Annotated in this window: 26 protein-coding genes; all 26 read right to left on the bottom strand. The window is 40.0% G+C overall.

What is annotated here, in order from left to right; translation table 11 throughout:
• Positions 1-30: 30 nt before the first annotated feature.
• The 26 genes from ACW0TQ_RS16645 to ACW0TQ_RS16520 all read right to left on the bottom strand — a co-directional run bounded on the left by ACW0TQ_RS16645 (position 31) and on the right by ACW0TQ_RS16520 (position 24,617).
• Positions 31-678: a magnesium transporter MgtE N-terminal domain-containing protein gene (locus ACW0TQ_RS16645; RefSeq protein ID WP_042535028.1), complete on the bottom strand. Its 648-nt coding sequence runs from the start codon at positions 676-678 to the stop codon at positions 31-33.
• A gap of 5 nt (positions 679-683) precedes the next feature.
• Positions 684-1,130: a flagellar export protein FliJ gene (fliJ, locus tag ACW0TQ_RS16640; RefSeq protein WP_042535030.1), complete on the bottom strand. Its 447-nt coding sequence runs from the start codon at positions 1,128-1,130 to the stop codon at positions 684-686.
• A gap of 14 nt (positions 1,131-1,144) precedes the next feature.
• The gene (gene fliI / locus ACW0TQ_RS16635; RefSeq protein ID WP_212928507.1) at positions 1,145-2,455 is read right to left on the bottom strand and encodes a flagellar protein export ATPase FliI; all 1,311 of its coding nucleotides are present in this window, start codon (positions 2,453-2,455) and stop codon (positions 1,145-1,147) included.
• Entirely contained in the window at positions 2,452-3,189 is a 738-nt protein-coding gene (gene fliH / locus ACW0TQ_RS16630) for a flagellar assembly protein FliH (protein ID WP_042535032.1), read from the bottom strand. The genes fliI and fliH overlap by 4 nt, the downstream gene beginning before the upstream one ends.
• Complete coding sequence (fliG, locus tag ACW0TQ_RS16625; RefSeq protein ID WP_042535034.1) at positions 3,182-4,192, bottom strand: flagellar motor switch protein FliG; 1,011 nt, start codon at positions 4,190-4,192, stop codon at positions 3,182-3,184. Before fliG ends, fliH begins: the two co-directional genes overlap by 8 nt.
• Before the next feature lie 12 nt (positions 4,193-4,204).
• Positions 4,205-5,824, bottom strand: coding sequence for a flagellar basal-body MS-ring/collar protein FliF (fliF, locus tag ACW0TQ_RS16620; RefSeq protein ID WP_256704846.1), 1,620 nt, complete (start codon positions 5,822-5,824; stop codon positions 4,205-4,207).
• A 227-nt stretch (positions 5,825-6,051) separates the two neighbouring features.
• Positions 6,052-6,354 (bottom strand): flagellar hook-basal body complex protein FliE, encoded by a 303-nt coding sequence (fliE, locus tag ACW0TQ_RS16615; protein WP_042535038.1) that lies wholly within the window; start codon positions 6,352-6,354, stop codon positions 6,052-6,054.
• Positions 6,355-6,377: 23 nt separating this feature from the next.
• Complete coding sequence (gene flgC, locus ACW0TQ_RS16610) at positions 6,378-6,830, bottom strand: flagellar basal body rod protein FlgC (protein WP_042535039.1); 453 nt, start codon at positions 6,828-6,830, stop codon at positions 6,378-6,380.
• A 2-nt stretch (positions 6,831-6,832) separates the two neighbouring features.
• The gene (gene flgB, locus ACW0TQ_RS16605) at positions 6,833-7,225 is read right to left on the bottom strand and encodes a flagellar basal body rod protein FlgB (protein WP_042535041.1); all 393 of its coding nucleotides are present in this window, start codon (positions 7,223-7,225) and stop codon (positions 6,833-6,835) included.
• Between the two features lie 558 nt (positions 7,226-7,783).
• Entirely contained in the window at positions 7,784-8,563 is a 780-nt protein-coding gene (codY, locus tag ACW0TQ_RS16600) for a GTP-sensing pleiotropic transcriptional regulator CodY (RefSeq protein ID WP_042535043.1), read from the bottom strand.
• Positions 8,564-8,592: 29 nt separating this feature from the next.
• Positions 8,593-9,990 carry an ATP-dependent protease ATPase subunit HslU gene (gene hslU, locus ACW0TQ_RS16595; RefSeq protein ID WP_042535044.1) on the bottom strand — a complete coding sequence of 466 codons (1,398 nt, stop codon included), beginning with the start codon at positions 9,988-9,990 and terminating at the stop codon, positions 8,593-8,595.
• A gap of 61 nt (positions 9,991-10,051) precedes the next feature.
• Positions 10,052-10,597: an ATP-dependent protease subunit HslV gene (hslV, locus tag ACW0TQ_RS16590; protein WP_042535046.1), complete on the bottom strand. Its 546-nt coding sequence runs from the start codon at positions 10,595-10,597 to the stop codon at positions 10,052-10,054.
• A gap of 13 nt (positions 10,598-10,610) precedes the next feature.
• Positions 10,611-11,504 (bottom strand): tyrosine recombinase XerC, encoded by an 894-nt coding sequence (xerC, locus tag ACW0TQ_RS16585; protein ID WP_193064983.1) that lies wholly within the window; start codon positions 11,502-11,504, stop codon positions 10,611-10,613.
• A gap of 449 nt (positions 11,505-11,953) precedes the next feature.
• Positions 11,954-14,032: a type I DNA topoisomerase gene (gene topA, locus ACW0TQ_RS16580; protein ID WP_193064960.1), complete on the bottom strand. Its 2,079-nt coding sequence runs from the start codon at positions 14,030-14,032 to the stop codon at positions 11,954-11,956.
• 84 nt (positions 14,033-14,116) lie between these two features.
• Entirely contained in the window at positions 14,117-15,016 is a 900-nt protein-coding gene (dprA, locus tag ACW0TQ_RS16575; RefSeq protein ID WP_042535050.1) for a DNA-processing protein DprA, read from the bottom strand.
• Positions 15,017-15,137: 121 nt separating this feature from the next.
• Positions 15,138-16,040: a succinate--CoA ligase subunit alpha gene (sucD, locus tag ACW0TQ_RS16570; protein ID WP_042535052.1), complete on the bottom strand. Its 903-nt coding sequence runs from the start codon at positions 16,038-16,040 to the stop codon at positions 15,138-15,140.
• A gap of 62 nt (positions 16,041-16,102) precedes the next feature.
• Positions 16,103-17,263: an ADP-forming succinate--CoA ligase subunit beta gene (gene sucC, locus ACW0TQ_RS16565; RefSeq protein ID WP_042535054.1), complete on the bottom strand. Its 1,161-nt coding sequence runs from the start codon at positions 17,261-17,263 to the stop codon at positions 16,103-16,105.
• 161 nt (positions 17,264-17,424) lie between these two features.
• A complete protein-coding gene (locus ACW0TQ_RS16560) occupies positions 17,425-17,703 on the bottom strand; it encodes an EscU/YscU/HrcU family type III secretion system export apparatus switch protein (RefSeq protein ID WP_042535056.1) in 279 nt (92 codons plus the stop codon).
• Positions 17,700-19,877 carry a hypothetical protein gene (locus ACW0TQ_RS16555; RefSeq protein WP_455725842.1) on the bottom strand — a complete coding sequence of 726 codons (2,178 nt, stop codon included), beginning with the start codon at positions 19,875-19,877 and terminating at the stop codon, positions 17,700-17,702. Before ACW0TQ_RS16555 ends, ACW0TQ_RS16560 begins: the two co-directional genes overlap by 4 nt.
• 21 nt (positions 19,878-19,898) lie before the next feature.
• On the bottom strand, positions 19,899-20,669 hold the full coding sequence (locus tag ACW0TQ_RS16550) for a ribonuclease HII (RefSeq protein ID WP_042535059.1): 771 nt from the start codon (positions 20,667-20,669) through the stop codon (positions 19,899-19,901).
• Between the two features lie 123 nt (positions 20,670-20,792).
• A complete protein-coding gene (gene ylqF / locus ACW0TQ_RS16545; RefSeq protein WP_042535061.1) occupies positions 20,793-21,632 on the bottom strand; it encodes a ribosome biogenesis GTPase YlqF in 840 nt (279 codons plus the stop codon).
• A gap of 15 nt (positions 21,633-21,647) precedes the next feature.
• Complete coding sequence (gene lepB, locus ACW0TQ_RS16540; protein WP_042535062.1) at positions 21,648-22,196, bottom strand: signal peptidase I; 549 nt, start codon at positions 22,194-22,196, stop codon at positions 21,648-21,650.
• A gap of 298 nt (positions 22,197-22,494) precedes the next feature.
• Entirely contained in the window at positions 22,495-22,839 is a 345-nt protein-coding gene (rplS, locus tag ACW0TQ_RS16535) for a 50S ribosomal protein L19 (protein ID WP_042535064.1), read from the bottom strand.
• Between the two features lie 122 nt (positions 22,840-22,961).
• Complete coding sequence (gene trmD / locus ACW0TQ_RS16530) at positions 22,962-23,699, bottom strand: tRNA (guanosine(37)-N1)-methyltransferase TrmD (RefSeq protein WP_042535066.1); 738 nt, start codon at positions 23,697-23,699, stop codon at positions 22,962-22,964.
• Positions 23,700-24,212 (bottom strand): ribosome maturation factor RimM, encoded by a 513-nt coding sequence (gene rimM, locus ACW0TQ_RS16525; protein WP_042535068.1) that lies wholly within the window; start codon positions 24,210-24,212, stop codon positions 23,700-23,702.
• Between the two features lie 15 nt (positions 24,213-24,227).
• Positions 24,228-24,617 (bottom strand): YlqD family protein, encoded by a 390-nt coding sequence (locus ACW0TQ_RS16520; RefSeq protein ID WP_042535069.1) that lies wholly within the window; start codon positions 24,615-24,617, stop codon positions 24,228-24,230.
• Positions 24,618-24,730 lie beyond the last annotated feature (113 nt).

The raw sequence follows: 24,730 nt of genomic DNA, 5'->3' as shown, positions 1-24,730 counted from the left end.
TTTTCACCTCCTTTCAAGTTTCTTATATTGTTACTCCATTAACATTTGCGTATAGGTCGTCGCCGCTTCCACATTCATTTGCTGTAATATATCACCGCGGTCCCCAGTAGACATTTCTTCTAAAATAGTTACGGCTAAATCAGCTTCCAGGTTTTCTAGAATAGCAGCTGCTTCCTTACTCTTCATACCTTCCAATGTTCTTGTCATCGAACTTTTTTCTGAAACGGCACCAGCCTCAGCTTGCGCTTGCTCCCCGCCTTGCTGCTCATCGCTTTGTTCTGTATCCTCGTTATTTTCGTTTTCTTCCTGTTCTTCTTCCAAACTGCTAATCTCGCTTTCTAAATCAGCAATTGTTTCTTCAAGCTCTTGGATTTGTTCATCTTTATTATTGATGATTTCATTTCTGCTTTCCAATTGATTTTGCAATGCCTGTAAATCATTCAATTCACTTATTTCTTCATTTGATTCGTCTGTGAACATTTCTCCGACAACCGGAATGGATTGACCTCGTTCCTTCAGCCAATCTAATGTATTAAATCCGGCAATATGTAAAACAAAGACGACAATAACAGCCAGGATAAAAAGTGGCATAGCTATTAAAAACAGCTTCATAAAGATACCTGGAGACTTCTTAACTTCCGGTTCCGTTTCACTTTGTTTTTTATTTTTATTTTTCATTATTTTCACCTTTGATTTTGTCTCAGATATTGTTGCATGGACATTTCATCCATAAACGCAGCTTCCTGCTTTTTTAATACGGCTTTAGCTTCCTCTTTTTTTAAATCAATCATCTTATCGTATTTTTTATACTCAATATAAGCTTCCGATAATTTCGTTTGCTTGGAATTCATGTCATTTCTTGCTCTCTGTACTAGCAGCTGCACCGTTTGAATTTGATTGGTCAATTTTTCTATATAAGCAGACTGTTCTTTTATTTTTTCAATAGATGTAGATGCTTGAATCGCATTTTCAAAGGTACTTTCTGCCATTTCTTTTTTCTTCAATAAGCTGTATAATTCTCTGGCAATTTTCTCAAATGTTTCTTGGGATTCCGCATAAGCCCGCTGAGCTACTTGCTTCTCATTATCATGCAAATCCCGTATTTTAGCTAAACTGGATATCTTAGCCATTTAAAACAACTCCTTTATTGAACCAGGTTTTTCATCATCTGTACGGTTTCTTCAAAACTAACTTGTTCATAGACCCCTTGTTTTAAAAAAGAAACAATATTTGGATATGATGCCACAGCTAAGTCCACTTCAGGGTTTGTTCCTTTTTTATATGCGCCGATAGAGATTAATTCGTTATTTTCTTCGTAGACAGCGAGAAGCGTCCTTAATTTTGTAGCAATTTGCTGATGCTCATCTGTTGTAATCACATTCATGACCCTACTGATTGACTTCAACACATTGATTGCAGGATACTGGCCTCTTTCTGCGATTTTCCGATCCAGAACAATATGGCCATCCAATATTCCTCTTACTGCATCAGCAATTGGCTCGTTCATATCATCGCCGTCAACGAGCACGGTATAAAAACCCGTAATCGAACCATTTTCATCTGTCCCAGCCCGCTCTAAAAGCTTGGGTAAGATTGAGAACACACTCGGAGTATACCCCTTTGTCGTTGGCGGCTCTCCAACAGCCAAACCAATTTCCCTTTGTGCCATTGCAACACGGGTGACAGAATCCATCATTAAATTCACATTAAATCCCTGTTCTCTGAAGTATTCACTGATTGCCGTTGCTGTATATGCCCCGCGAATCCGCATAAGTGCAGGCTGATCAGAGGTTGCTGCAACAATAATGGATTTTTTCAGTCCTTCTTCTCCTAAATCATGCTCAATAAATTCCCGGACCTCTCTTCCTCGTTCACCGATAAGAGCAATAATGTTCACATCCGCATTGCTATTCCTTGCAATCATTCCCAGCAATGTACTTTTTCCTACTCCGCTCCCGGCAAACAAACCGACACGCTGTCCTATACCCATTGATAAAAAACCATCAATTGCCCGGACGCCAACCTGTAGCGGCTGCCTGATTGTCGGCCTGGAAAGAGGATTCGGCGGCTTTCTCTCCGTCTGATATCCTGTTAAGCCTTTAGGCAGTGCTTCGCCGTCTAAAAGTGGTTTTCCCAACGGATCCAGCACATGTCCTATCAAGCTCCGGCCAACTTTTACGTTTAATGGATTTCCAGTAGCTTCTACTAAACAGCCTGAACCCACTTCGTTTACTTCCCGATAAGGCATTAAAATGATTTTTTCATTTTGAAACCCTACCACTTCTGCTAAAATAGGCTCTCCCTTATCAGAGCTCGTATGAATGTAACAAACCTCGCCGATGTTTGCTGCAGGTCCTTCCGATTCAATCATCAAACCTACAACACGAATCACTTTCCCATACCGTTTATATGGAATGGTCTTCTCTATGACTGAAATCAAGGCCTCTTTATTCATTCGGCATCCTCCATGACATAATCCATTAATGCTTCCCGGATTTTTTCAAGCTGTGTATTCACACTTGTTTCTATCTGACCGTGCGGGTATTGGATAATACAGTCTGTCGGCTGAATGTTCATATCAGCGTGGATAGAAAGTTTCGTTTCATCCCCGATTATGCGCTGCAGTTCTTCCTGATAGGAATGAACCTCCTCATAATAATCCGGGTGGATAACAATGCTAATAATTGGCTGAGATTTCACTTCATCAAGTGCATCCTTTATTAATGTTCTAATATAATCCGGCTGCTCCTTCAGCTCATTATGTAAAACTTTATTCGCTGTCGCCATGGCTATTTCTACAATACTTTCTGATTGCTTTTCCAATGTTTGATGATAGTCCTCTTTCGCTATATCAACGATATGATTTGCCTCCTGCAGTTTGTATTCAAACTGTGTATAAGCTTCTTGTTTTCCATCCTCATAACCCTTGTGGAATCCTTGTTTCCGGGCAAGCTCTATTAGCTCTTGCTTTTCTGTTTCCCATTTTTTCCGTGCTTCCTCTATCTGGTTATCCGCTTCTTCTACCCGCTTTTTCTGCTTTTCTTCAATGGAAGCTAATTCCTGTTTTTGGCAGGAAATCGCCTCCGTTAATTGCTGGTGTACTTCTTTTGCGTCATCTTGAGGAGCATTGGCTCGTGTAACAATAGACTCAATTGGTTTAATCGATATTTGTTTTTTTACATCAGACAATAATATCGTCTCCTCCGCCTCGTGCCACAACAATTTCTCCTTTTTCTTCCAGACCGCGTATCACATTGACAATTCTTGTTTGTGCCTCTTCCACATCTTTTAGACGCACCGGCCCCATAAATTCCATTTCCTCTTTAAAGGTGGTCACCATCCGTTCAGACATATTTTGGAACACAATGTCCTTCACTTCATTGCTTGCTACTTTGAGAGATAATCGCAGGTCATCATTGTCAACTTCTCTGATAACACGCTGAATCGCCCGGTTATCCAATGTAACAATATCTTCAAATACAAACATTCTTTTCTTGATCTCTTCCGCCAAATCCGGGTCCTGTGACTCCAGAGCTTCTAATATCGTTCTTTCTGTAGAACGATCGACTCCATTCAGTACTTCTACCACCGTTTGGATACCGCCCGTCTGTGTATAATCTTCTGTCATGGATGAAGATATATTTTTCTCCAGCACCTGCTCTATTTGACTGATAATCTCTGGAGAGGTGGAGTCCATCGTAGCAATTCTGCTGGCCACCTCCGCCTGTACATTTTTGGGCAGTGCAGAAAGGATTTGACCGCTCTGTTCCGCATCCAGATAAGAGAGGATCAGTGCAATAGTTTGCGGATGCTCTCCCTGAATATAATTCAAAACCTGCTGCGGGTCTGCTTTTCTCGCAAAATCAAACGGTCTCACCTGCAAGGAAGAAGTCAGGCGATTAATAATACTGGATGCCTCCTGCTTCCCGAATGCTTTTTCCAACACCGTTTTAGCATATCCAATCCCTCCCTGAGAGATATAGTCTTGTGCCACAGCAATTTGATGGAACTGATTTAATATATCTTCTTTTAAATTAGAATCTACCTTTTTAACAGAGGAAATATCTAAGCTCAGCTTTTCAATTTCTTCCTCTGATAGATACTTATACACTTGTGCTGATACATCCGGACCTAATGAGATTAAAAGAATGGCTGCTTTTTGTCTGCCTGTCAGTGTATTTTTTCTTGCCATAAATAAAACCTCCTAATCCTCATTCATCCAGCTGCGTAATAATTTCGCAAATTCTTCTGGTTTTTCGTTTGCAATTTTCTCCAATTGTTTTCTCCTGATAACTTCTTCTGTATCTTCTCTAGGAAGTTCAGGAATAATTGGTTCTTCATTATCTGCTACAGAAGCTAACGGCTGCTCTTCCTCAATTTCCTCTTCCAGCCATTCTTCCTCTGTACGGTTCCTTCTGAGCATAAAGAGTAAAATAATGATGACAATTAGTAAAATTCCGCCAACAATATAAAGCCATATAGGGATTCCTGCTCCTGACGGTTCTTCCTGCTCCCCGACTGAAGTGCTGAATTCCTGAAACACAATCGAGGTATTCGGTTCAGCTTCTTCCTCCATATCCTGTAAATCTCCGTCAACCGATGTTTCTATGATGGAATTCAAAATGGATTCCACACCTTCTTCCACATCTGTCTGTTCCTGCTGGTTTAAAAATTCTATTTCTCCATCTTCTCCTTGTCTTGTGCTGTTAACTGCCACCTGTATGCCAAGGTCTCTGATTTGATAAGGGCTTTCCACTATCTCACGGCGGATACGGTTAAATTCATAATTGATTGTTTCTCTATCTAATTCATAGTCCCCGTCATTGTCCCCTTCTTCAGCAGGAAAGTTCGCAACATCTTCTTCCCCGGCTCCTGCAACGCCATCCGGGGCTCCTTGACCAGTGTAAGATTCTTGAATCGTCTCCAGACTGACCGGTATTCCTTCCATTGCTTCAAGATCAACAGGCTCCACTAATTCTTCTGTACGGTTTTCTTGTGAAAAATCAATATCTGCCGTAACGGAAACAACAATATTTTCATTTCCTACCATTGTTCCGAGCATTTGCTGCAGCCTGCGCTGAATATCACGTTCTACATCTTTTTTAATGGTTTGCTGATTTGAGTATGTATCCTGACCGCCGGCTAATTGCGTTTCCTGGTCATAATATTCAAAGTACTGATTCATAATAATAATATCTTCTGCATCTAAATTAGGGATTGCCTTTGACACCAGATGATATAGACCGTCTACTTGATTTCCCTCAAATTGATATCCCGGCTGTGTATGTAACATAATAGCAACACTGGCTTCTCCTGTTGCTTCATCGGCAAACACAGGCTGTTCAGGCATGTTTATCATGACATTTGCATCTTGTATACCTTCAATTCCTGAAATTAAATTCCCGAGCTCTGTTTGCATCGCATCTAGTTTCATGACACTGAATTCATTCTCCGTAATACCCCATGAGGCATTTTCACTAAAAAAAGAATAATCTATACTCCCGCTGTTTGGAAGCCCCATAGAAGCAAATTCTAATAATAACGAATCAACCTGCTCCTCAGGCACCAGAATGGTAGTTCCGCCATTTTCAAGCTCATATGGCACTGTTCTGGTATCTAACTCCGTTGTAATTTGGCCGGCTTCCTGCATGGACAAATTATTATACAAAGGAACATAGTTTGAATTGGAACTAAAAAAAGTTACCGCAGCAATTAACAAAACGATTAATACTGCTCCGCCGATCATCGTCCCTTTTTGCCCCTTCGATCTGGATTTCCAAAAAGTAAAAGTGGATTCTCTCCATTTTTGTAATTTCTCTTTCATATACACTACCCTCACTAAATTCAAAACTATTCTCTGTACACTTAAGATTGTTCAAAAAGTCCAATTAAAATAACTTATCATAAAAACTTTCTATGTTAAGAGCAGCTGCATCATGTAATTCCTGCATTGGAATATTTTTCGGATATAATGCATCACCCTATCCAAGCCGTAAGCTGATTCTTTGTTTGTACTTTTTTGAACAAACATTTTCAGCTTAATTATTATCATTATACCTGCATCCGCATAATCTCATTGTAGGCATCGATTACTTTACTCTGTACTTGGACACCTGTTTCCAGTGTGACGCTTGCTTTTTGAGCAGTTATCATCACATCATGCAGATTCTCCACACTGCCATTTGCTAATCCATTCGTTTTATTATCAGATTCTAATTGAATATGATTTAAATCCTCTATAGCATTTTTTAACATGGAAGAGAAATTACTTTGTGCTTGACTTGGAGTTAACCGCGAAGATTGCCCTTCTTCAACCGGGTTTACTGGAGGGAGATAAGTTCCAATCGTATTCATTTTGTTCTACCACCTTTACCTTTTTATTGTCCAATTTCTAATGTTTTCATAAGCATTCCCTTACTCGCATTAAAAGCAGTTACATTTGCTTCATAGGAGCGGGAAGCACTCATTAAATCAACCATTTCTTTTAACGGGTCTACATTGGGCATTTCTACATAGCCGTCTTCATTTGCATCGGGGTGCTCCGGATTATATACAAGTTCAAACGGTGTCTGATCCTCTACTATTCCAGTTGCACGCACACCGCCGCCAGAGGCATTATTTCCTTCTGCATGCTTTAACATCTGCTTAAAGGAAGGCTGCCCTGTGCCAAATGTTGCCATTTTCCGGCGATACGGTTCAAACTCTCCATCAGCATTTTGGGTTGCTCTGGTTGTCTGTGCATTTGCCAAGTTAGAGGACACCAGATCCATACGTAATCTCTGTGAGGTCAAACCGCTTGCGCTGGCATCCATTGATTGAAAGATAGACAATTTTAATTACCTCCTCGAATGACAGATTGTAAGCTGCTGAATTTTCCATTCATACGATCGATAAGGCTATTGTAATAAATTTGATTTTTAGCCAGTTCTGACATTTCTCTATCAATATCGACATTATTCCCATTGTGATTATATGTAGTTGACGCGTCCTTCACAATACGGTACGGACGGTTCTCTTCTTCACCAAAGTTCAAATGACGTTCATTGGTTGTTCTAGCTTGAAGTCCAGACATCTCATTTTCTAAAGCGGATTTAAAACTTACTTTATCAGCTTTATAATTTGGTGTATCAGCATTTGAAATATTATTAGAAATAACATTATTTTTTGCAGAAGCGTACTGTATCGAATTTTCTAAGTTACCAATCGTGCCGCTAAATAAATCCATTTTATTCTTTACACCTCTTTTTTTTCATAAACACCCATAAATTACATTGTTTATACGAATTAATTTTAAATTAAGTGATAGACAAAGTCTATGCAATTTCTACATTATTATTGACAAATTAAAAAATCATTCATTTTTACTAGACCAAAAGGCCCTATAAATGATTTTTATTTGTTGTTTTCCACAAATGCCCTCGCAAGCTTTGTATCAGCTGCAAATTCTATAATACATTCTCCATAACCAAATATACATAGAAAAACAGGTCATTAGACCTTATTTCCATTCTACCTTTTAAAATAAAGGAATTCAATATACTCATTAAAAATATTTATTAAATATAATTTACTAATCGTTCTTGTTCAAAAAGTCGCCAAAATAAAATTAGCCTGCTAGAACCGCAGACTTTCCGTTGCTATTATTACTGAACATAAAAAATCGGGACTTTAGTTAGTCACCGACAGAAAATATGTTATAAAACGCAATATCCTTCCTTATTCGCACATAAAAAAAACTGTGAAGAAATATTTCCCTCACAGCATTTTTAAGTTTATTTACTTTTTAGCGTGTACGGATTTTTTCTAATTCTACTAAGAATTTATCATTTAATACTTTAATATACGTTCCTTTCATACCTAGAGAACGAGATTCGATAACTCCTGCACTTTCCAGCTTGCGAAGTGCGTTAACAATAACAGAACGGGTAATTCCTACACGGTCAGCAATTTTACTTGCTACTAATAAGCCTTCTTTTCCATTTAACTCTTCAAAAATATGATCGATTGCTTCCAGTTCACTGTAAGACAGAGAGCTGATTGCCATTTGTACAACAGCTTTGCTTCGAGCTTCCATTTCAATTTCTTCCGTTTTTTCATGAAGAATCTCCATGCCTACTACCGTTGCACCGTATTCAGCCAACAATAAATCATCATCATTAAATGTTTCGTTCACACGGCCGATGATTAACGTTCCTAAGCGTTCTCCTCCGCCGATAATTGGAACAATAGTCGTATAGCCGTCTTTGAATAACTCTTTATTTTCTACAGGGAATACTGTGTGTTTGTTTTCAATATCCAAGTTTGCAGTTGTTTCACGGATTTCTTGTAATCCTTCTGTATATTCTACAGGAAATTGTTTTTCTTCAAGCATAGATTTCATACGGTCATTTTCAACCTCTTGGTTCACTGCGACACCTAATAATTTTCCGCGTCTGCTGACAATATATACATTCCCGCGAATCACATCACGCAATGATGCTGACATTTCATTGAAATTCACTGACTTTCCTGTTGCCGTTTGTAACATTGCATTAATTTTTCTTGCTCTCGTTAATAAATCCATTTGATATTCCTCCATTTTGGTATTTTAAATTATAATATAAATTGACTGAGATCCTTGTTTTGAGCAATTGTCGAAAGCTTATCATTAACATACCCTTTTGTAATTTCAACTTCTGTCATTGAAATATCAGGAGCTTCATAGGATAGGTCCTCTAATAATTTTTCCAAGATTGTGTGTAATCTGCGAGCCCCAATGTTGTCGGTCTCCTGGTTCACATCATAAGCAATTTGCGCAAGTCTCTCTATAGCTTCGTCCGTAAATTTAAGTTTTATACCTTCTGTTTCTAGCATTTGCTTATATTGTTTTAATAAGGCATTGGAAGGCTCTGTTAAAATTTGCTTAAATTCATTGATTGTAAGCTTCTCCAACTCTACGCGAATTGGAAACCTGCCTTGCAGCTCAGGAATCAAATCAGAAGGTTTCGACATATGAAAAGCTCCTGCAGCGATAAATAGGATATGATCCGTCTTCAAGGTTCCATGCTTGGTGACAATCGTTGATCCTTCCACAATCGGCAGAATATCCCTTTGTACACCTTCTCTGGAAACATTTGCAGAGCCTTCTTGTTTGCCTGCTACTTTATCAATTTCGTCAATGAAAATGATACCTGTTCGTTCAGAGCGGTTAATCGCTTCTTGAGTGACCTCATCCATATCGACAAGCTTTTGCGCCTCTTGCTGGGTCAACACTTTTCTTGCCTCAGAAACGGTTAGTTTCCTTTTCTTCTTCTTTTTGGGCATGAACTGACCAAAAGCATCCTGCATGTTCATCCCCATTTGTTCCATTCCCGAACCTTGCAGCATGTCAAACATTGAAGGCGGAATTTCTTCTACTTCAATAGAAACATAATGGTCTTCTAACTCACCTAATGCCAGCTGATGAGCTGTTCGTTTTCTTTTGGTCCTTATCTCTGATTCTTCATTCGAAGCATCATCTTCTTGATCTTCATCTGAATCAGAGCCTTGAAACAACATTTCAAAAGGGTTTTTCACGGAGTTTTTAGTTTTTGTCTGTGGTACAAGCAGTTTAACAAGTTTTTGATTTGCTTCCTGCTCCGCCCGCTCCATGACATCTTCCATCTTTTCTTCTTTCACCATTCGTACAGCTTTTTCCACTAAATCACGAACCATTGATTCCACGTCTCTGCCGACATAACCAACTTCTGTGAATTTTGTAGCTTCTACTTTAACAAACGGTGCACCGACCAGCTTTGCAAGCCGTCTGGCAATTTCTGTTTTACCTACACCAGTCGGACCAATCATTAAAATATTTTTGGGCACGACCTCATCTTGAAATTCTTCATCAAGCTTCATTCGCCTATAGCGATTTCTCAGAGCTACTGCCACCGATTTTTTCGCTTGCTTTTGCCCTATAATATATCTGTCTAATTGATTCACTATTTGCTTTGGCGTTAAATCCACCGTCATCAAAAGCATCCTCCTTTGTCAAGACTTCATTAAAAGCGTTCATTCAAAAAGAAAGAAACGATTATTCCAGTACTTCTAACGTAATCTGATCATTCGTAAACACACAAATATCTCCTGCAATTTCTAACGCAGTTTGCGCAATCTCAGCAGCAGATAACTGCGGTGCTTTTTGAAGCAATGCTCTGCCGGCGCTTAACGCATAGTTGCCTCCAGAACCAATAGCAAGTATCCCGTCGTCCGGCTCAATAACTTCTCCTGTGCCGGATACAAGGTACATATTTTCTTTATTCATGACTATCAGCATAGCTTCGAGCTTTCTGAGAACTTTATCAGAACGCCATTCTTTTGCTAATTCGACAGCAGCTCTTGTCAAATTGCCATTAAATGCTTGTAGCTTACCTTCAAATTTCTCAAATAATGTGAAGGCATCTGCCACAGATCCGGCAAACCCAGCCAGAACTTCTCCATTATACAAAGTTCTCACTTTTTTTGCGGTTTGCTTCATAATGACGGCATTGCCAAGTGTCACCTGGCCGTCACCGCTCATGGCACATTTTCCATTATGCTGCACCGCAAATATGGTTGTAGCATGCATTTGGGAGTCCATATATCCACCTCACTTATTTTTTATCATTTGCGCGCGGATGGCTTTTCATATAAGCCTTCTTCAAATGCTCTTTTGAAACGTGCGTATATATTTGGGTAGAGGATAAACTTTCATGTCCTAATAGTTCCTGCACAGACCTTAAATCAGCTCCCTCATTCAACATATGCGTTGCAAAAGTATGCCTGAGCTTATGAGGATGCACTTGAATATTTATAGAAGCTTTTTCTACTATTTTATTTAACACAGTACGAATGCCTCTTGTGGTTATCGGATTTCCTCTTGCATTTAGAAATACATTCTCTGTTTTGTTATTTGATTTATTCAGTAATTTTTTCCTTCCGTGGAACAGATACTTTTCTAAAGCCGCTTCCGCGAAACTGCCAAAGGGGACATAACGTTCTTTCCGCCCTTTCCCTTTTACAAAAATAGTTCCAATCGAAAAATCAATATCCTGCAAGCGCAATTGCTGACACTCGCTGACGCGGATTCCGGTTCCATACAGAACCTCCAGCAGCGCTTGATTGCGCTGCCCTAAATTTGTCGTCAAATCACTCACACAAAAAAGCTTCTCCAACTCCTCTTCATACAAAAAGCCTGGGACAGGTTTTTCTGACTTAGGGAGTGAAAGCTGCGTAAACGGATTCCCCACAATCAGCTTCTCCCGTTCCAAAAAACGGTAAAAGCTTCTCAGTGAAGATATTTTTCTGGAGACAGACCTTTTGCTTAACGCATTGTTATATAACTCTGTAAGAAATATCCGGACTTCCCGGTAGGTTACATCTTTTAAATCATATACTTCTTCTCTTTGCATAAAAGCTTCGAATGTTTCTAAATCAGTCCGATAAAATTGAATGGTATACGGTGAAGCATTTTTTTCAATTTGTAAATACTCTATAAACTGGTCCATGTATGTTTTTAAATTCACAAAGAAGTCACCTCATCATCGTATAACGGATAAAGCATAGCACACTCCTTCTGAGATTGCAATGAATTTAACTAAATTGTAATAAAATTCAGAAAGGTGCTTAGAGTTATGAATATTCGATGAAGTGAAAAAACAACGAAAGGGTGGTTAGGAGTATCTGAAGATCCTGTTTATTTCCATTCTATAAGTGTATCCACAAAACGATAAATAACTGCTCCAATAGCTTGGGGTCTTCCTGCTAAATAGTTGAACAGCTTCTGTAAAGGGAAATGCCTTACCAAATAGATTTTAATAACAATTATAATTTTAGTCAACTTTAACGATTATTATACGTCTAATTCAACGTTTCTAACTAACACGATGCATCTCTTTTTATTATTTATTTTACATTTCTTCACACACAGCAGAACAGAAGCAGCTGATGATATCAGCTACTTCTGTGCAACTTCCTTATATTCACAATTAGAGCATTGAACTTGCGTTTCTTTTTTACTTTTCTTTTCAACCAGCATGGAGTCACATTTTGGACACGTTCTGGCAATCGGTTTATCCCATGATACAAAATCACATTCCGGAAATTGGTCACAGCCATAGAAAGTTCTTTTTTTCTTTGATTTCCTTTCTACAACATCCCCCTCTTGACATTTCGGACAAGTGACACCAATTTTCTTTAAAATCGGTTTTGTATTTCTGCATTCAGGGAAATTGGAGCAAGCTAGAAACTTCCCATAGCGGCCCATTTTATATACCATTTCGTGTCCGCATTCTTCACAGGTAATTCCGGCAGGCTCATCACGTATTTCTACCTTTTCCATCTCAGCATCTGCTTTTTCAAGCCGTTTGCTGAAGTCCTGGTAGAAATCGTCAATAATTTGTATCCAGGCTGTTTTCCCTTCCTCAACAGAGTCTAAGTCTGTTTCCATTTTGGCAGTGAATTCTGCATCAATGACTTCAGGGAAAAACTCTTCTACAAGCTCGCAGACGATGGTTCCAAGCTCCGTTGGCACAAACCGCTTATTATCCATGGATACGTAGCCTCTGCGCTGAATCGTATCCAGCGTTGGTGCATAAGTAGACGGCCGGCCAATGCCCATTTCTTCCATTGTTTTAACCAGTCTTGCATCAGTATACCGTGGAGGCGGCTGGGTGAAATGTTGATTCGGCTTCACTTCTTTCGATTCAACTTTCATTCCCTCTTCCAGCTCCGGCAATATTTTATCTTCCTGTTTTTTATTGTCATCGTTGCCTTCCACATAAACTTTCATAAACCCTTTGAATTTTATCTTTGAACCGGTTGCACGAAACTCCACCCCATTGTTTAACAGGTGGACAGTCATCGTATCCATTACAGCAGGCGCCATTTGACTGGCAACAAAGCGTTCCCAGATCAGTTTGTACAAACGCAGCTGATCTCTTGATAAAATATTTTTTAATGCCTTAGGGTCCCGTAAAGTGGAAGTCGGGCGAATGGCTTCATGGGCATCTTGCGCGCCGCTTTTATTTTTAACAGGGCTTTGCTTGCCAAGATACGTTTCGCCATAGTTCTCTTTGATGTAGCCTTTTACTTCTTCCTTCGCCCCATCTGAGATTCGTGTGGAATCTGTACGCATATACGTAATTAATCCAGTAATCCCGCCTGAAGAACGCCCTAAATCAATACCTTCATATAATTGCTGGGCAATCATCATCGTTTTCTTTGCACGGAAGTTAAGTTTTCTTGCTGCTTCCTGTTGAAGGGATGAAGTAGTAAATGGATGTGCTGGATTTCGTTTTCTTTCTCTTTTTTTCACACTTTGAATGGTGAACTCTTTTCCGTCCAGCTTCTTTTTAACCTCTTCCACATCATCTTTTGTTTTAAGCTTTGTTTTTTTACCATCGACACCATAAAAGGCGCCTTCAAATGTTTCGTTTCCTTTTGCAAATAATCCGTCGATAGACCAGTATTCTTCCGGCTGGAAATTCTCAATTTCTTTTTCTCTATCAATAATCATTTTTAAAGCAACAGACTGTACTCGTCCGGCACTCAATCCTTTTTTCACTTTCTTCCATAGTATAGGACTGATATTATAGCCTACTAAACGATCGAGAACGCGGCGGGCCTGTTGCGCATCAACCAAGTCTAAATCTATCGCCCGGGGATTCTTAAAGGATTCTTTAATGGCATCCTTAGTAATTTCGTTAAAAACAACCCGGCATTTTGAATTTTCATCCACATTTAAAACATGAGCTAAATGCCATGCAATTGCTTCTCCCTCGCGATCCGGATCGGCTGCGAGATAGATTTTTTTGGCTTTTTTTGCTGATTTTCTTAAATCTTTAAGTATATCCCCTTTTCCGCGAATAGTAATATACTTTAATTTATAATTTTCCTCAACGTCTACTCCCATTTGACTTTTTGGCAAATCGCGAAGATGCCCCATGGAAGCTTTTACTGTATATTTTTTTCCTAAATACCGTTCAATCGTCTTTGCTTTCGCTGGCGACTCAACGATAACGAGATAATCTGACATGTACGTTCCTCCCATAATGAGGTTGACAATTTACGAATAGAAATCTTTCCTAATACTATAGATAGAATACGTTTTTGTCAAACACTATTTATTGAATAATCGAAAACTATAATTCCATTCTGTGTAAATATCTTCAGCAGATTGAATTAATTTTGCACCATCCTGAATAATTCGATTACACCCGGCACATTGTTCCAAAAGCGGATTGCCCGGTACAGCGAACACATCTCTTCCTTGGTCAAGGGCTTGATTCACCGTAATCATCGTACCGCTCTTCTTCATTGCTTCTATCACTAAGGTTCCCATTGTCAAGCCACTTATAATTCGATTTCTTTCCGGGAAATGATATTTTTGAGGCGGTGCGTCTGGCGGGTATTCAGATAAAGCCAGTCCTTGCTTTACAATCTTTTGATAAAGCGGCAAATGCTCTCTTGGGTAAATGGATCGAAAGCCGCCGCCTAAAACAGCAATCGTATTTCCCTGCCGTTTCAGTGTCAGCCGATGTGCCATACTGTCAACACCTCTTGCCATTCCACTGACAATCACCCATTTCGCATCAATAAGAGGCGCAATCGCCATAAATAGCTTTCCAAAGGCCTCATTTGACGGATTTCTTGTACCGATAACGCTGAGCATCGGCTGCTTTGCTAAAAGATCCAGATTTCCTGAACCATATAAAACGAGGGGTGCATCTTTAATTGTATTTAACATAGAGGGATAATATTCGTCAACTATTGTGATGATATGAAAATCTCTAGATTCTTCCAATATCTTCTTTTTTAATTGCGGATTATGAAGGTCTTTCAAGAGGGTTTGTGCTTTTTGATGAGGAATTCGAATAATTTGTGACAATTCGTACGGGGACAGCTGATAAATCTTTTTTAGTTCAGGATCTGTTCGTACCCACTTGCGTATAAAAGTACGTGTAGCATAACGGCACCGGCTGAGATGAATAAAATCCAGCCGATCAAAAAGATAATTCAATCCATATCCTTCCCTTCCTACTTAATTGAGGCTGAAAAACCCGGACAAAATTCTACTTCCTTCTATATTATAGAAGGAAGTAGAATCCTCTGCCCAGGTACCTTAAAGTACTTCAACATGCTTAATGCGTTTTACATTTTTCCTCTAAACCATTTTCTTTCAATGCTTCGATCATTGTTTCTCCCATAACAGAAGGAGTTGCAGCTACTTTAATTCCGCAGGATTCCATTACACGGATTTTTTCATCAGCTGTTCCTTTTCCTCCGGAGATAATAGCACCGGCATGTCCCATACGTTTTCCTGGAGGTGCTGTTGCTCCGCCGATAAATCCGACTACGGGCTTTGTCATATTCGCTTTCACCCACTCAGCAGCTTCTTCTTCCGCGGTACCGCCGATTTCACCGATCATAATAACAGCCTCTGTTTCAGAGTCTTTGTTAAACTCTTCTAGTACATCAATAAAGTTTGTCCCGTTAACCGGGTCGCCGCCAATACCGACAGCAGTTGTCTGTCCATAACCAGCTTCGGACAATTGATGAACAGCTTCATACGTCAATGTACCAGAGCGGGATACCACGCCGATATGCCCTTTTTTATGGATATATCCTGGCATAATCCCAATTTTTGTTTCATCTGCTGTAATCACACCAGGGCAGTTTGGCCCAACAAGGCGTGTTTTCTTGCCTTCCATATAGCGTTTCACTTTCACCATATCCATTACCGGAATGTGTTCTGTAATACAGATAACTAAATCAAGCTCTGCATCTGTTGCTTCAATGATAGCATCTGCAGCAAAAGGTGCCGGTACATAGATAACAGATGCGGTTGCTCCAGTAGCTTTTACAGCATCATCAACTGTGTTAAAAACAGGAACTCCTTCTACTTCTGTACCTGCTTTTTTCGGTGTTACCCCGCCAACAATTTTTGTACCATATTCCAGCATTTGTTTTGTATGGAAACGTGCAGTTCCACCTGTAATTCCTTGGACTATTACTTTTGTATCTTTATTAATATAAACACTCATTATAAGTCCGCCCTTTCCTATTTTTACGTCCTCTATTTGTAAGTCAATACACGGTAACTGCTTTACTTCACTGCAGCAACAATTTTCTCTGCGCCGTCTGCCATAGAGGTTGCAGAAGTAATATTTAGACCTGATTCATCTAAAATTTCTTTGCCCCGCTCTACGTTTGTACCTTCTAAGCGGACAACTAATGGTATAGTCAAGCCAATTTGCTTCGTTGCTTCTACAACACCTTCAGCAATAACATCACATTTCATAATTCCGCCAAAAATGTTTACAAAAATTCCTTTTACATTTTTATCTGAAAGAATGATTTTAAATGCTTCGGTTACTTTTTCGGCTGTAGCACCGCCCCCTACATCAAGGAAGTTAGCCGGATCGCCGCCATAATGCTTAATAATATCCATTGTAGACATTGCTAAGCCGGCGCCGTTTACCATACACCCGATGTTTCCGTCTAATGAAACATAGCTTAAGTCATATTTAGAAGCTTGGATTTCTTTCTCGTCTTCCTCGCCTAAGTCACGCAGTTCTGCAATTTCTGGTTGACGATAGAGTGCGTTATCATCAAAGTTTAATTTTGCATCCAACGCAAGAACTTCGTTATCACCTGTAGTTACAAGCGGGTTAATTTCTGCGATAGAGCAATCTTTTGCAACAAAAGCATCATATAGTGCAGTCATAAATTTAACTGCTTTACCCAGTAATTCATCCGGAATATTAATATTGAATGCTAGTCTTCTAGCTTGATAAGGTGATAAACCAACAACAGGGTCAATCACTTCTTTAAAGATTTTTTCAGGTGTTGCTTCTGCCACCTCTTCAATTTCTGTACCGCCTTCTTCAGACGCCATCATAACAACTCTTGATGTGGCACGGTCAAGAACTACCCCTACGTAATATTCTTTCTGAATATCACAGCCTTCTTCAATAAGTAAACGTTTTACTTCTGTGCCGTCAGGTCCGTTCTGATGTGTTACAAGCGTTTTCCCTAAAATTTCATCCGCATATGTACGAACTTCCTCCAGACTCTTTGCTACCTTTACCCCGCCGGCTTTACCGCGTCCACCTGCATGGATTTGCGCCTTGACAACGGTTACAGACGAGCCAAGCTTTTCCGCAGCTTCTACAGCTTCGTCTACAGAATAAGCAACATGACCGTTCGGAACGTTTACACCAAATTCTCGTAAAACTTGTTTACCTTGGTACTCATGAATGTTCATCTTCCATCCTCCTATCAAAATCAATGCACTACTATTGTATTAAAAATATAGGAAATAAACAAGAAATAGGGAACATAAAAATCAATATTATTTCTTAACCCGCCAAAAGTATGGACACCGTTGTAAAATAGAAAATGAATGGTTCCTGACTAAACTCTTATTCACCTATTCTCTATTCCAGTTTGTTTATCTGCCCGATAGATAAAAGCAAACACTTCTGACACTACCTGAAATAACTCCTCTGGAATCTGTTCATTGATATTTAATTCAGCCAGTACCTCGACTAAGGAAGGGTCTTCTAAAATTGGTATATCATGCGCCTCTGCCCGCTCAATAATTTCTTCTGCAACAAAGCCTTTTCCTGAAGCCATTACTCTTGGTGCATCGTCCATACTCTGCTCATAGCTTAAGGCAACTGCTTTTTTTCGTTTTTCATTCATACTCGAAAATCCACCTTTCCAGAACCAGGCCTTTCCTCAGCAGTTTTTATTGCCTGACGCTGTTGTTTTTCTGCTTCCGTATAGGGCTTGCAGGTAACTGATGCCACGTGATAATCCATGCTTTCTAATGCTTCCTGCAGATTAGGACGAAGCTTTTCCACCAGCACCGGGGTTGTAGCCTGATCGTTATAGATGGTGATAGACAGTGATTTTTTTTGAACATGCAGATCAACAATGGTTTCTTTCATTCCGTGCAGATTCAGGTCAAAAATAATACGGCAATGCTCCGGATCAATCCTCCCGTCAGCAGTCTTCTTGCCCTCAAAATGCAAATCGATATCCTTGGATACCCCCAATTTTTGTCCAGGTATCTGTATATTAGCCTGAATAAAATAACTGCTGTCATTCATGTTATTTAATTGCATGCCATTTAAAAAATGAACCACCTGCTGTGCGTTATCCCTGCTGATTCCACCACTGCTGCTCTGAAGCATTTCTAGTAATAAGTGTTTGAACTGCATCGTGTTTGCATCATCTGTTTTCAACGAATTTTCAGCATTCAGTCCGGCATCGCGGAGAACCCACTGCATTTGCTGCAGGAACTGTTCTTTAGGATCATGGATGGTATTTTCATTTGAAGCTATCCATATATTTATGAACCGCTGCAGTGCCTGATAGGTTTTCGGTTCGGCCAAAGCTTCCAGTAATGAACGCACGGTGCCGCTCTCCTGGGTAACCGGTGATTGATTGGCGAAATACTGCGGAAACTCAGCAGCCAGAGTTGACTTGGGCTGTACTGCAGCATTGTTTCCTTGCATCAGTGCTCCTTGTAACGCTTTAGCTTCAGTCATTAATTGCTTTTGATTGCCTAAAATAGACTGAATCTGCTCCTTTACTCCTTCGAAACTGCTTGTAAATGGCGCGGTTACTGGCCCTTGATTTTGTGATACAGGCGGGTTCCATTGCTTTAATGCATTTATCCAGCTTTGTTTATCCAGGGCTTTGGAAACCATTCCTAAGTTTTGCAAAAGAGGAAACAGTACTGGTTTCTCAGCTTGTGCATCGGCTGTCAGTACAATTCTCATCGCTCTTTCATTCGAAGTTCCCAAAATATTCGAGAACCGTTCTAACATTGGAAAATTTTTAGAATCAGATAAAGCCTCGATAATTTGACGGACATTTCCTTCATTTCCTAATCCTTTATCTGAAAAAGATTGCGGAAACTGCGCTTCTATACTCTGCTTCATCAGTGCTGCCGTGTTATTGCCTTGTTGTAGTACAGGCTTCGCTTCTGCTGTCAGCTGCTGCTGAGTAGCTAAAATAGATTGAATCTTCCCCTTTATTTCTTCCAAACCAGCTGTAAATGGAGCTGAAGCCGCCGCTTGATTGGGCGGCGTTTGTGTAACAGGTGAATTCCATTGCTGCAAAATATTTGTCCATGCCTGTCTGTCCAGTCCTTTAGAAACGAAGCCGAGGCTTTGAAGCAGCGGAAATAAAACAGGCTTTGCAGCTTGAGCATCGGCACTCAAAATGGCACGCACAGCGCTTTGTTCAGAAGGAAAACCTTTAAGTATGTGTTCCAGGCTAGCCCGCAACATCGGCTGCTGGCCGGGAAGAAGGGAACGTTCCAGCGACGCTAAGCTCTCACTAAAATTGCCGTTTTGAAACGCCTGCACTGCTTGGAATGAAGCTGGCGTTACCGGGATACGCATTTTCATTAACTCCATAAGAATAGGCTGTGCTTGCTTCTGTGAGATTTTGTTATCCTGAATATACTGCATTGCCTGCATCAAATCACTTCTCTGCATGGGCACTTGTTCTCCGACAAGCGCACTGGCCAGCTGGAACGATAATTTATTTTCTTTGATGCCAAGCTGCTGGAGAAGATGACGAGTCATCTGCTGCCCATTATGCTGCTCACCAGTCATTACTTTTAATTCAGGCATCTTCCCTTCATGGGATGTTACTTGAAAAAAATATTTTCCGCCCACAGAAAGAGAAGCCTCCAGCTGGGCAATTAGCTGGCTGCCCTGAATTTGAATGGCTGCTCGTTGATTTGGAAAAAGCTGCTTTACTGTTCCTTGTAAAATATCCCCTGTCTTCAGATTATGAAGCAGATTCGCCTTGGAAGGATGCAGTAATTTAGCCGCCTTTACATTGTCTTGAATCCGCATAGGCTCTCCTCTTTTTCTTTATCATTTTCCCATTGTTTTTATTGGTGCAAATGATGTTCTATGGTAAGGCGTCACCCCAAATTGATTCAGCCCTTCTAAATGTGCTTTGGTCCCGTATCCCATATTTTTATCAAAATCATAGCCGGGATATTTCTTATGTAATTCCTTCATATACTGATCACGGGCTACCTTTGCCAAAACACTGGCAGCCGCAATACTGACGCTTGACGCATCTCCCTTGATAATCGCTTCCTGAGAACAGGTTAAGCCGGGCAAATGAACTGCATCAACCAGTACATGCTCAGGAGATGGAGTCAGCCCTGATAACGCATCATACATTGCTTTTTTGGTTGCTTCATAAATATTAATCGTATCTATAGTCTGATTATCTATAAATGAAATATGATAGCTGACAGCATGCTCTTTGATATAGGTGCTGTATTCTTCCCTTACGTTTTCTTTTAGTTTCTTGGAGTCATTTAACCCGATTAATTGAAAATCTTTTGGAAGAATCACAGCAGCTGCTACAACAGGACCTGCAAGCGGACCTCTGCCGACTTCATCCACACCTGCTATATTTTCTATTCCATTCATATATGCATTGTTCTCATAGCGCTGCATATCAGCAAACTGTTTAATTAAACGTTTTTCACGCTCTTGTTTACGCTGATAGGATTGTACCAGTGTCTGAACGCCTTTCCTTTCGTCTTGAAGAATTACTTCCCATTCTTCTGCTGTCAGGGTACCTTCTTTAAGTAACCCTTTAATTTCTGCGATTGATTGCTTTTTCATACCTATCCTGCTTTCTTTTATTATCGTCATTTTATCAAACTTGTTAAGCTATCTTTTTAAACATCTTCTATAAATATGAAAATAGCCTACAAAGAAAATCCCTTGCAGGCTGTTAAATATATTTTATGGCTGTTCCAAAGTGAACTTGCCTAATTTTCCTGTTCTTAAATCTTGAAGAACGATATCGGATACTTTATCAAAATTCACATGACCGCCGCTTTCTAATGCGCCTCTTTTTCTGCCGATACCCTCAAATAGTTCTACCATGTCCGTACTATCTTCTACAGCATAGCGTTCCTTCAGGTAATTCGGATATTCTTCAAATAAGAAGCGAATAACAAAGGCTGTAATATCCTGAAGAGGAAGCAGCTGGTCTTTTATTGTTCCGATTGCCGCCAGCCGGTATCCTACAGCCTCTTCTTCAAATTTCGGCCATAAAATACCTGGTGTATCCAGTAATTCGAAGTCTTTCTTTATTTTAATCCATAATTGCTGTTTAGTAATTCCGGGACGATCTCCCGTCTTCGCAATTTTTTTATTGGCAAGCCGGTTAATCAAAGTAGATTTCCCCACATTCGGGATACCAACGATCATTGCTCTGGCTGGTCTCGGCTTAATTCCTTTCGCCTTCAGCTTGTCCATCTTTTCTTGTCCCATTGCTTTGGCCAGCTGAACAACCTGCTGTATATCTCCTTTTTGATTCACATCGACCGCTGCAGCCTGTATCCCCTGCTCCTGATAACCTGCTATCCATTCAGCTGTTTTCGCAGGGTCAGCTAAATCTTTTTTCATCAGTAAGACAAGCTTAGGTTTTTGCCCTAAAACCTCTTGCAGCATCGGGTTTTGCGAGGAGTACGGTGCTCTTGCATCAACCAGTTCAATGACAAAGTCAACAAGCTTTAATTGCTCCTGTACTTCTCTGCGCGCCTTCGCCATATGACCGGGAAACCACTGTATAGGCATATTTTTTCACCTTCCTTATTCACTAAAGTGTATACGATTCAATGGCCAGTAGACCAGACTTGCCTCTCCGACTACCTCATCCATCGGTACTACTCCGATAATTCGGCTGTCTGTTGAGTTGCTCCGATTATCGCCTAGTACGAATACGGAATCCTCAGGAACCACTTCATAGCCTTCTTCCAATTCTTCCAGTTCGAAATCATTTGTAAAGACCTGATCATTTAAGAACGGCTCATCTACCGGTTCCCCATCGATATACAGTACATTATCTCTCACTGCTACATGCTCTCCAGGCAGTCCAATAACACGCTTAATAAAATCATTTTGCTCAGGAGCATGGAACACAACAATGTCAAAACGATCTGGTTCTCCAAGCGTATAATTAATTTTATTAACAATCATTTGATCACGGTCATGCAAGGTTGGCAGCATCGATGGTCCTTCTACAACGATAGGCGCAAATAAGAACATCCGCACTAAGAACACAAAACCTACAGCAAGAAGGATAGCTTTTATCCACTCCAACCACTCATTCTTTTTCTTTTTTTGCTCTTTCTCTGTCATCTGATTTCCTCCGATAACTTCAGTCTACCTTATATTGTAGCTAGTAAGTGTTAGATAAACAAATTCTAAGTAGTATTATTTTTATTAAAGTGCCTGTTCAAAAGTTCGATAAATAGGACCAGTCAGCTAAGAACGCGACGTCCTGAGACTGCGATTTTAGTAAAAGTTCGTCTAATCACCGTGTTATTTTTATTCCTTTTTATTGGACTTTTTGAACGTTCTCTTTAAGAATGAAAAAGAGCTACTGCCATGATTGACGTAGCCCTTTTGTATTCGTTTCATATCCTCTGCCGGCTGATTAGCGACGTTCTTTAATACGAGCAGCTTTTCCGCGCAGGTTACGCAGGTAGTAAAGCTTCGCACGACGTACAATACCGCGACGAGAAACTTCAATTTTATCAACTCTTGGTGAATGTAATGGGAAAGTACGCTCCACACCAACACCGTAAGAAATTTTTCTTACTGTGAATGTTTCGCTGATTCCGCCGTTTTGACGTTTAATTACAACACCTTCAAATACCTGAATACGCTCACGACTTCCCTCTACAACCTTCACGTGCACCTTTAAAGTGTCACCAGGTCGAAAATCAGGATGGTCTGTACGTAATTGATCTTTGGTTACGTCTGCAATAATTTGTTGCATGATTTTCACTCCTTCCAAACTAATGCTCATGCCCTTTTATCTGAACAGCGGAACATCGTTTTACATGCTTACACGCACATAAGCACAATTAATAATATAGCATATTATGGCGTAAAGCACAACTATTTTTCGTCATTTTTTAATTCTTGAAGTATTTCTTTATCTGTTGTATCTAACGGTTGATTTTCTAATAAATCAGGGCGTCTTTCAGCAGTTCGCCTCAAGGATTCTTTCCTTCTCCAGGCTTCAATATTCGCATGGTTTCCGGATAAAAGGACTTCTGGAGCCTTCATCCCGCGAAAATCCGCAGGGCGAGTGTAATGGGGGTGTTCCAATAATCCAGTCGAAAAAGAATCCTGCTTTGCGGAGGCTTCGTTTCCAAGAGCCTCTGGCAATAAACGAACAACACTGTCAACAACAACCATTGCCCCTAATTCTCCACCAGTTAAGACATAGTCTCCTATAGAAATTTCATCCGTTACAAGATGCTCACGAATTCGCTCATCATATCCTTCGTAATGACCGCAAATAAAAATCAGATGCTCCTCCTGAGCCAGCTCCTCTGCTTTTTTCTGTGTGTAAGGCTCTCCCTGAGGGCACATCAAAACAACACGCGGACGGGAAGTTCTCTCTTTTTTCACCGCTTCAACAGCATCAAATACAGGCTGTGGCGTCAGTACCATACCTGCTCCGCCCCCATAAGGATAATCATCTACTTTTTTATGTTTTTGCGTGGAATAATGACGAAAATCAACAAGCTGATAAGAAAACTGATCTTTATCAGCCGCTTTTTTCAGGATAGAACTTTCCATCACACCATAAAACATTTCCGGGAAAAGTGTCAGAATATCAATATGCATCTAATCTAACATCCCTTCCATTAACTCCACTGAAATAACTCCAGTCTGAATGTCTACCTTTTTGACTACATCTTCAATATAGGGTATTAACAAATCCTTCTTGCCAGGCCTTTGTACTACCCAGACATCATTAGCGCCGGGAGAGAGGATTTCTTTCACTTTCCCTAATGTATCTCCCTCCGCTGTCTGAACTTGACAGCCGATAATTTCATGATAGTAAAACGCGTTCTCTTCCAATTCTGCTGTTTGATTTTTATCGATATACAAATTCATGCCTTTCCATTGTTCTACATCATTCAGATTGGCATATCCTTTAAATGTAATCAAATCAAACCCTTTATGAATGCGATGTGATCCAATTTCCAATGTGATATCACGCTGGTCTGATGAAATAATCACTTCATTTCCAGGCGTAAAACGTTCTTCGAAATCGGTAATGCGCAAAACCTTTACCTCGCCTTTAATTCCATGTGTATTCACGATTTTACCAATTTTTAATTTCTCTGTATGCATCTTTTTTCACCTATTTCATTCGTCGATTCGGATAACCTTATCATCTTTAATTACGATAGCCTGCTCCTTCATAAGATGGTGCCAATCGGAGCCTACTTCGACCTCAACAAGAGCTTCAACCTCTTTTTCAACGATTTCGCTACCCATTTTTAATTCATCTAACTGTTCTATCTTAAAATCTAACAGCTTCATTTTTTCCTGGCGATTTTTAATTTCCTGGTTAAACCGAGTTTCCATATCTGAACGAACATTTGCATTTTTGTTCTTTAATTTTCTCATTTCAAATTGGAGTTGTTGACACTCTTGTTCAAGACGTAATTTATGATTTGTGAAATTTTGGCGGATTTTTTCTTTGCTGTCCTCTGTCACGACTACCTTAATGGGAACTTTTTTAATTAATTTCATTTCAATTCAGCTCCTGCCTGATAGATTCGGGTTTAAATGTGTAAAAAGGGAAAGTTGAGCCCTAAAAGCAGGGTCAGCTTTCCCTTTACCAAGTTATTCAGAAAGAATGTATT

The sequence above is a fragment of the Oceanobacillus sp. M60 genome (genome assembly GCF_053839645.1).
The sequence above is the reverse complement of the archived record's forward strand: the minus strand, read 5'-3'. Positions and strand labels throughout refer to the sequence as shown.

Coding starts and splice junctions, on each gene's coding strand:
- codY (WP_042535043.1), bottom strand. CDS start 8,563: ATGGATTTATTAACGAGAGCAAGAAAAATTAATGCAATGTTACAAACG.
- ACW0TQ_RS16520 (WP_042535069.1), bottom strand. CDS start 24,617: ATGAAATTAATTAAAAAAGTTCCCATTAAGGTAGTCGTGACAGAGGAC.
- lepB (WP_042535062.1), bottom strand. CDS start 22,196: ATGACAGAGAAAGAGCAAAAAAAGAAAAAGAATGAGTGGTTGGAGTGG.
- fliG (WP_042535034.1), bottom strand. CDS start 4,192: ATGGCAAGAAAAAATACACTGACAGGCAGACAAAAAGCAGCCATTCTT.
- topA (WP_193064960.1), bottom strand. CDS start 14,032: ATGTCAGATTATCTCGTTATCGTTGAGTCGCCAGCGAAAGCAAAGACG.
- fliI (WP_212928507.1), bottom strand. CDS start 2,455: ATGAATAAAGAGGCCTTGATTTCAGTCATAGAGAAGACCATTCCATAT.
- trmD (WP_042535066.1), bottom strand. CDS start 23,699: ATGCATATTGATATTCTGACACTTTTCCCGGAAATGTTTTATGGTGTG.
- ACW0TQ_RS16645 (WP_042535028.1), bottom strand. CDS start 678: ATGAAAAATAAAAATAAAAAACAAAGTGAAACGGAACCGGAAGTTAAG.
- sucD (WP_042535052.1), bottom strand. CDS start 16,040: ATGAGTGTTTATATTAATAAAGATACAAAAGTAATAGTCCAAGGAATT.
- fliF (WP_256704846.1), bottom strand. CDS start 5,824: ATGAAAGAGAAATTACAAAAATGGAGAGAATCCACTTTTACTTTTTGG.
- hslV (WP_042535046.1), bottom strand. CDS start 10,597: ATGGACTCCCAAATGCATGCTACAACCATATTTGCGGTGCAGCATAAT.
- sucC (WP_042535054.1), bottom strand. CDS start 17,263: ATGAACATTCATGAGTACCAAGGTAAACAAGTTTTACGAGAATTTGGT.
- fliE (WP_042535038.1), bottom strand. CDS start 6,354: ATGAATACGATTGGAACTTATCTCCCTCCAGTAAACCCGGTTGAAGAA.
- xerC (WP_193064983.1), bottom strand. CDS start 11,504: ATGGACCAGTTTATAGAGTATTTACAAATTGAAAAAAATGCTTCACCG.
- fliJ (WP_042535030.1), bottom strand. CDS start 1,130: ATGGCTAAGATATCCAGTTTAGCTAAAATACGGGATTTGCATGATAAT.
- flgB (WP_042535041.1), bottom strand. CDS start 7,225: ATGGATTTATTTAGCGGCACGATTGGTAACTTAGAAAATTCGATACAG.
- ACW0TQ_RS16555 (WP_455725842.1), bottom strand. CDS start 19,877: ATGCGGATTCAAGACAATGTAAAGGCGGCTAAATTACTGCATCCTTCC.
- hslU (WP_042535044.1), bottom strand. CDS start 9,990: ATGACGGTGGATTTAACGCCAAAGCAAATAGTGAATCAATTAGACAGA.
- ylqF (WP_042535061.1), bottom strand. CDS start 21,632: ATGCCTATACAGTGGTTTCCCGGTCATATGGCGAAGGCGCGCAGAGAA.
- ACW0TQ_RS16560 (WP_042535056.1), bottom strand. CDS start 17,703: ATGAATGAAAAACGAAAAAAAGCAGTTGCCTTAAGCTATGAGCAGAGT.
- ACW0TQ_RS16550 (WP_042535059.1), bottom strand. CDS start 20,669: ATGAAAAAGCAATCAATCGCAGAAATTAAAGGGTTACTTAAAGAAGGT.
- rimM (WP_042535068.1), bottom strand. CDS start 24,212: ATGCATACAGAGAAATTAAAAATTGGTAAAATCGTGAATACACATGGA.
- rplS (WP_042535064.1), bottom strand. CDS start 22,839: ATGCAACAAATTATTGCAGACGTAACCAAAGATCAATTACGTACAGAC.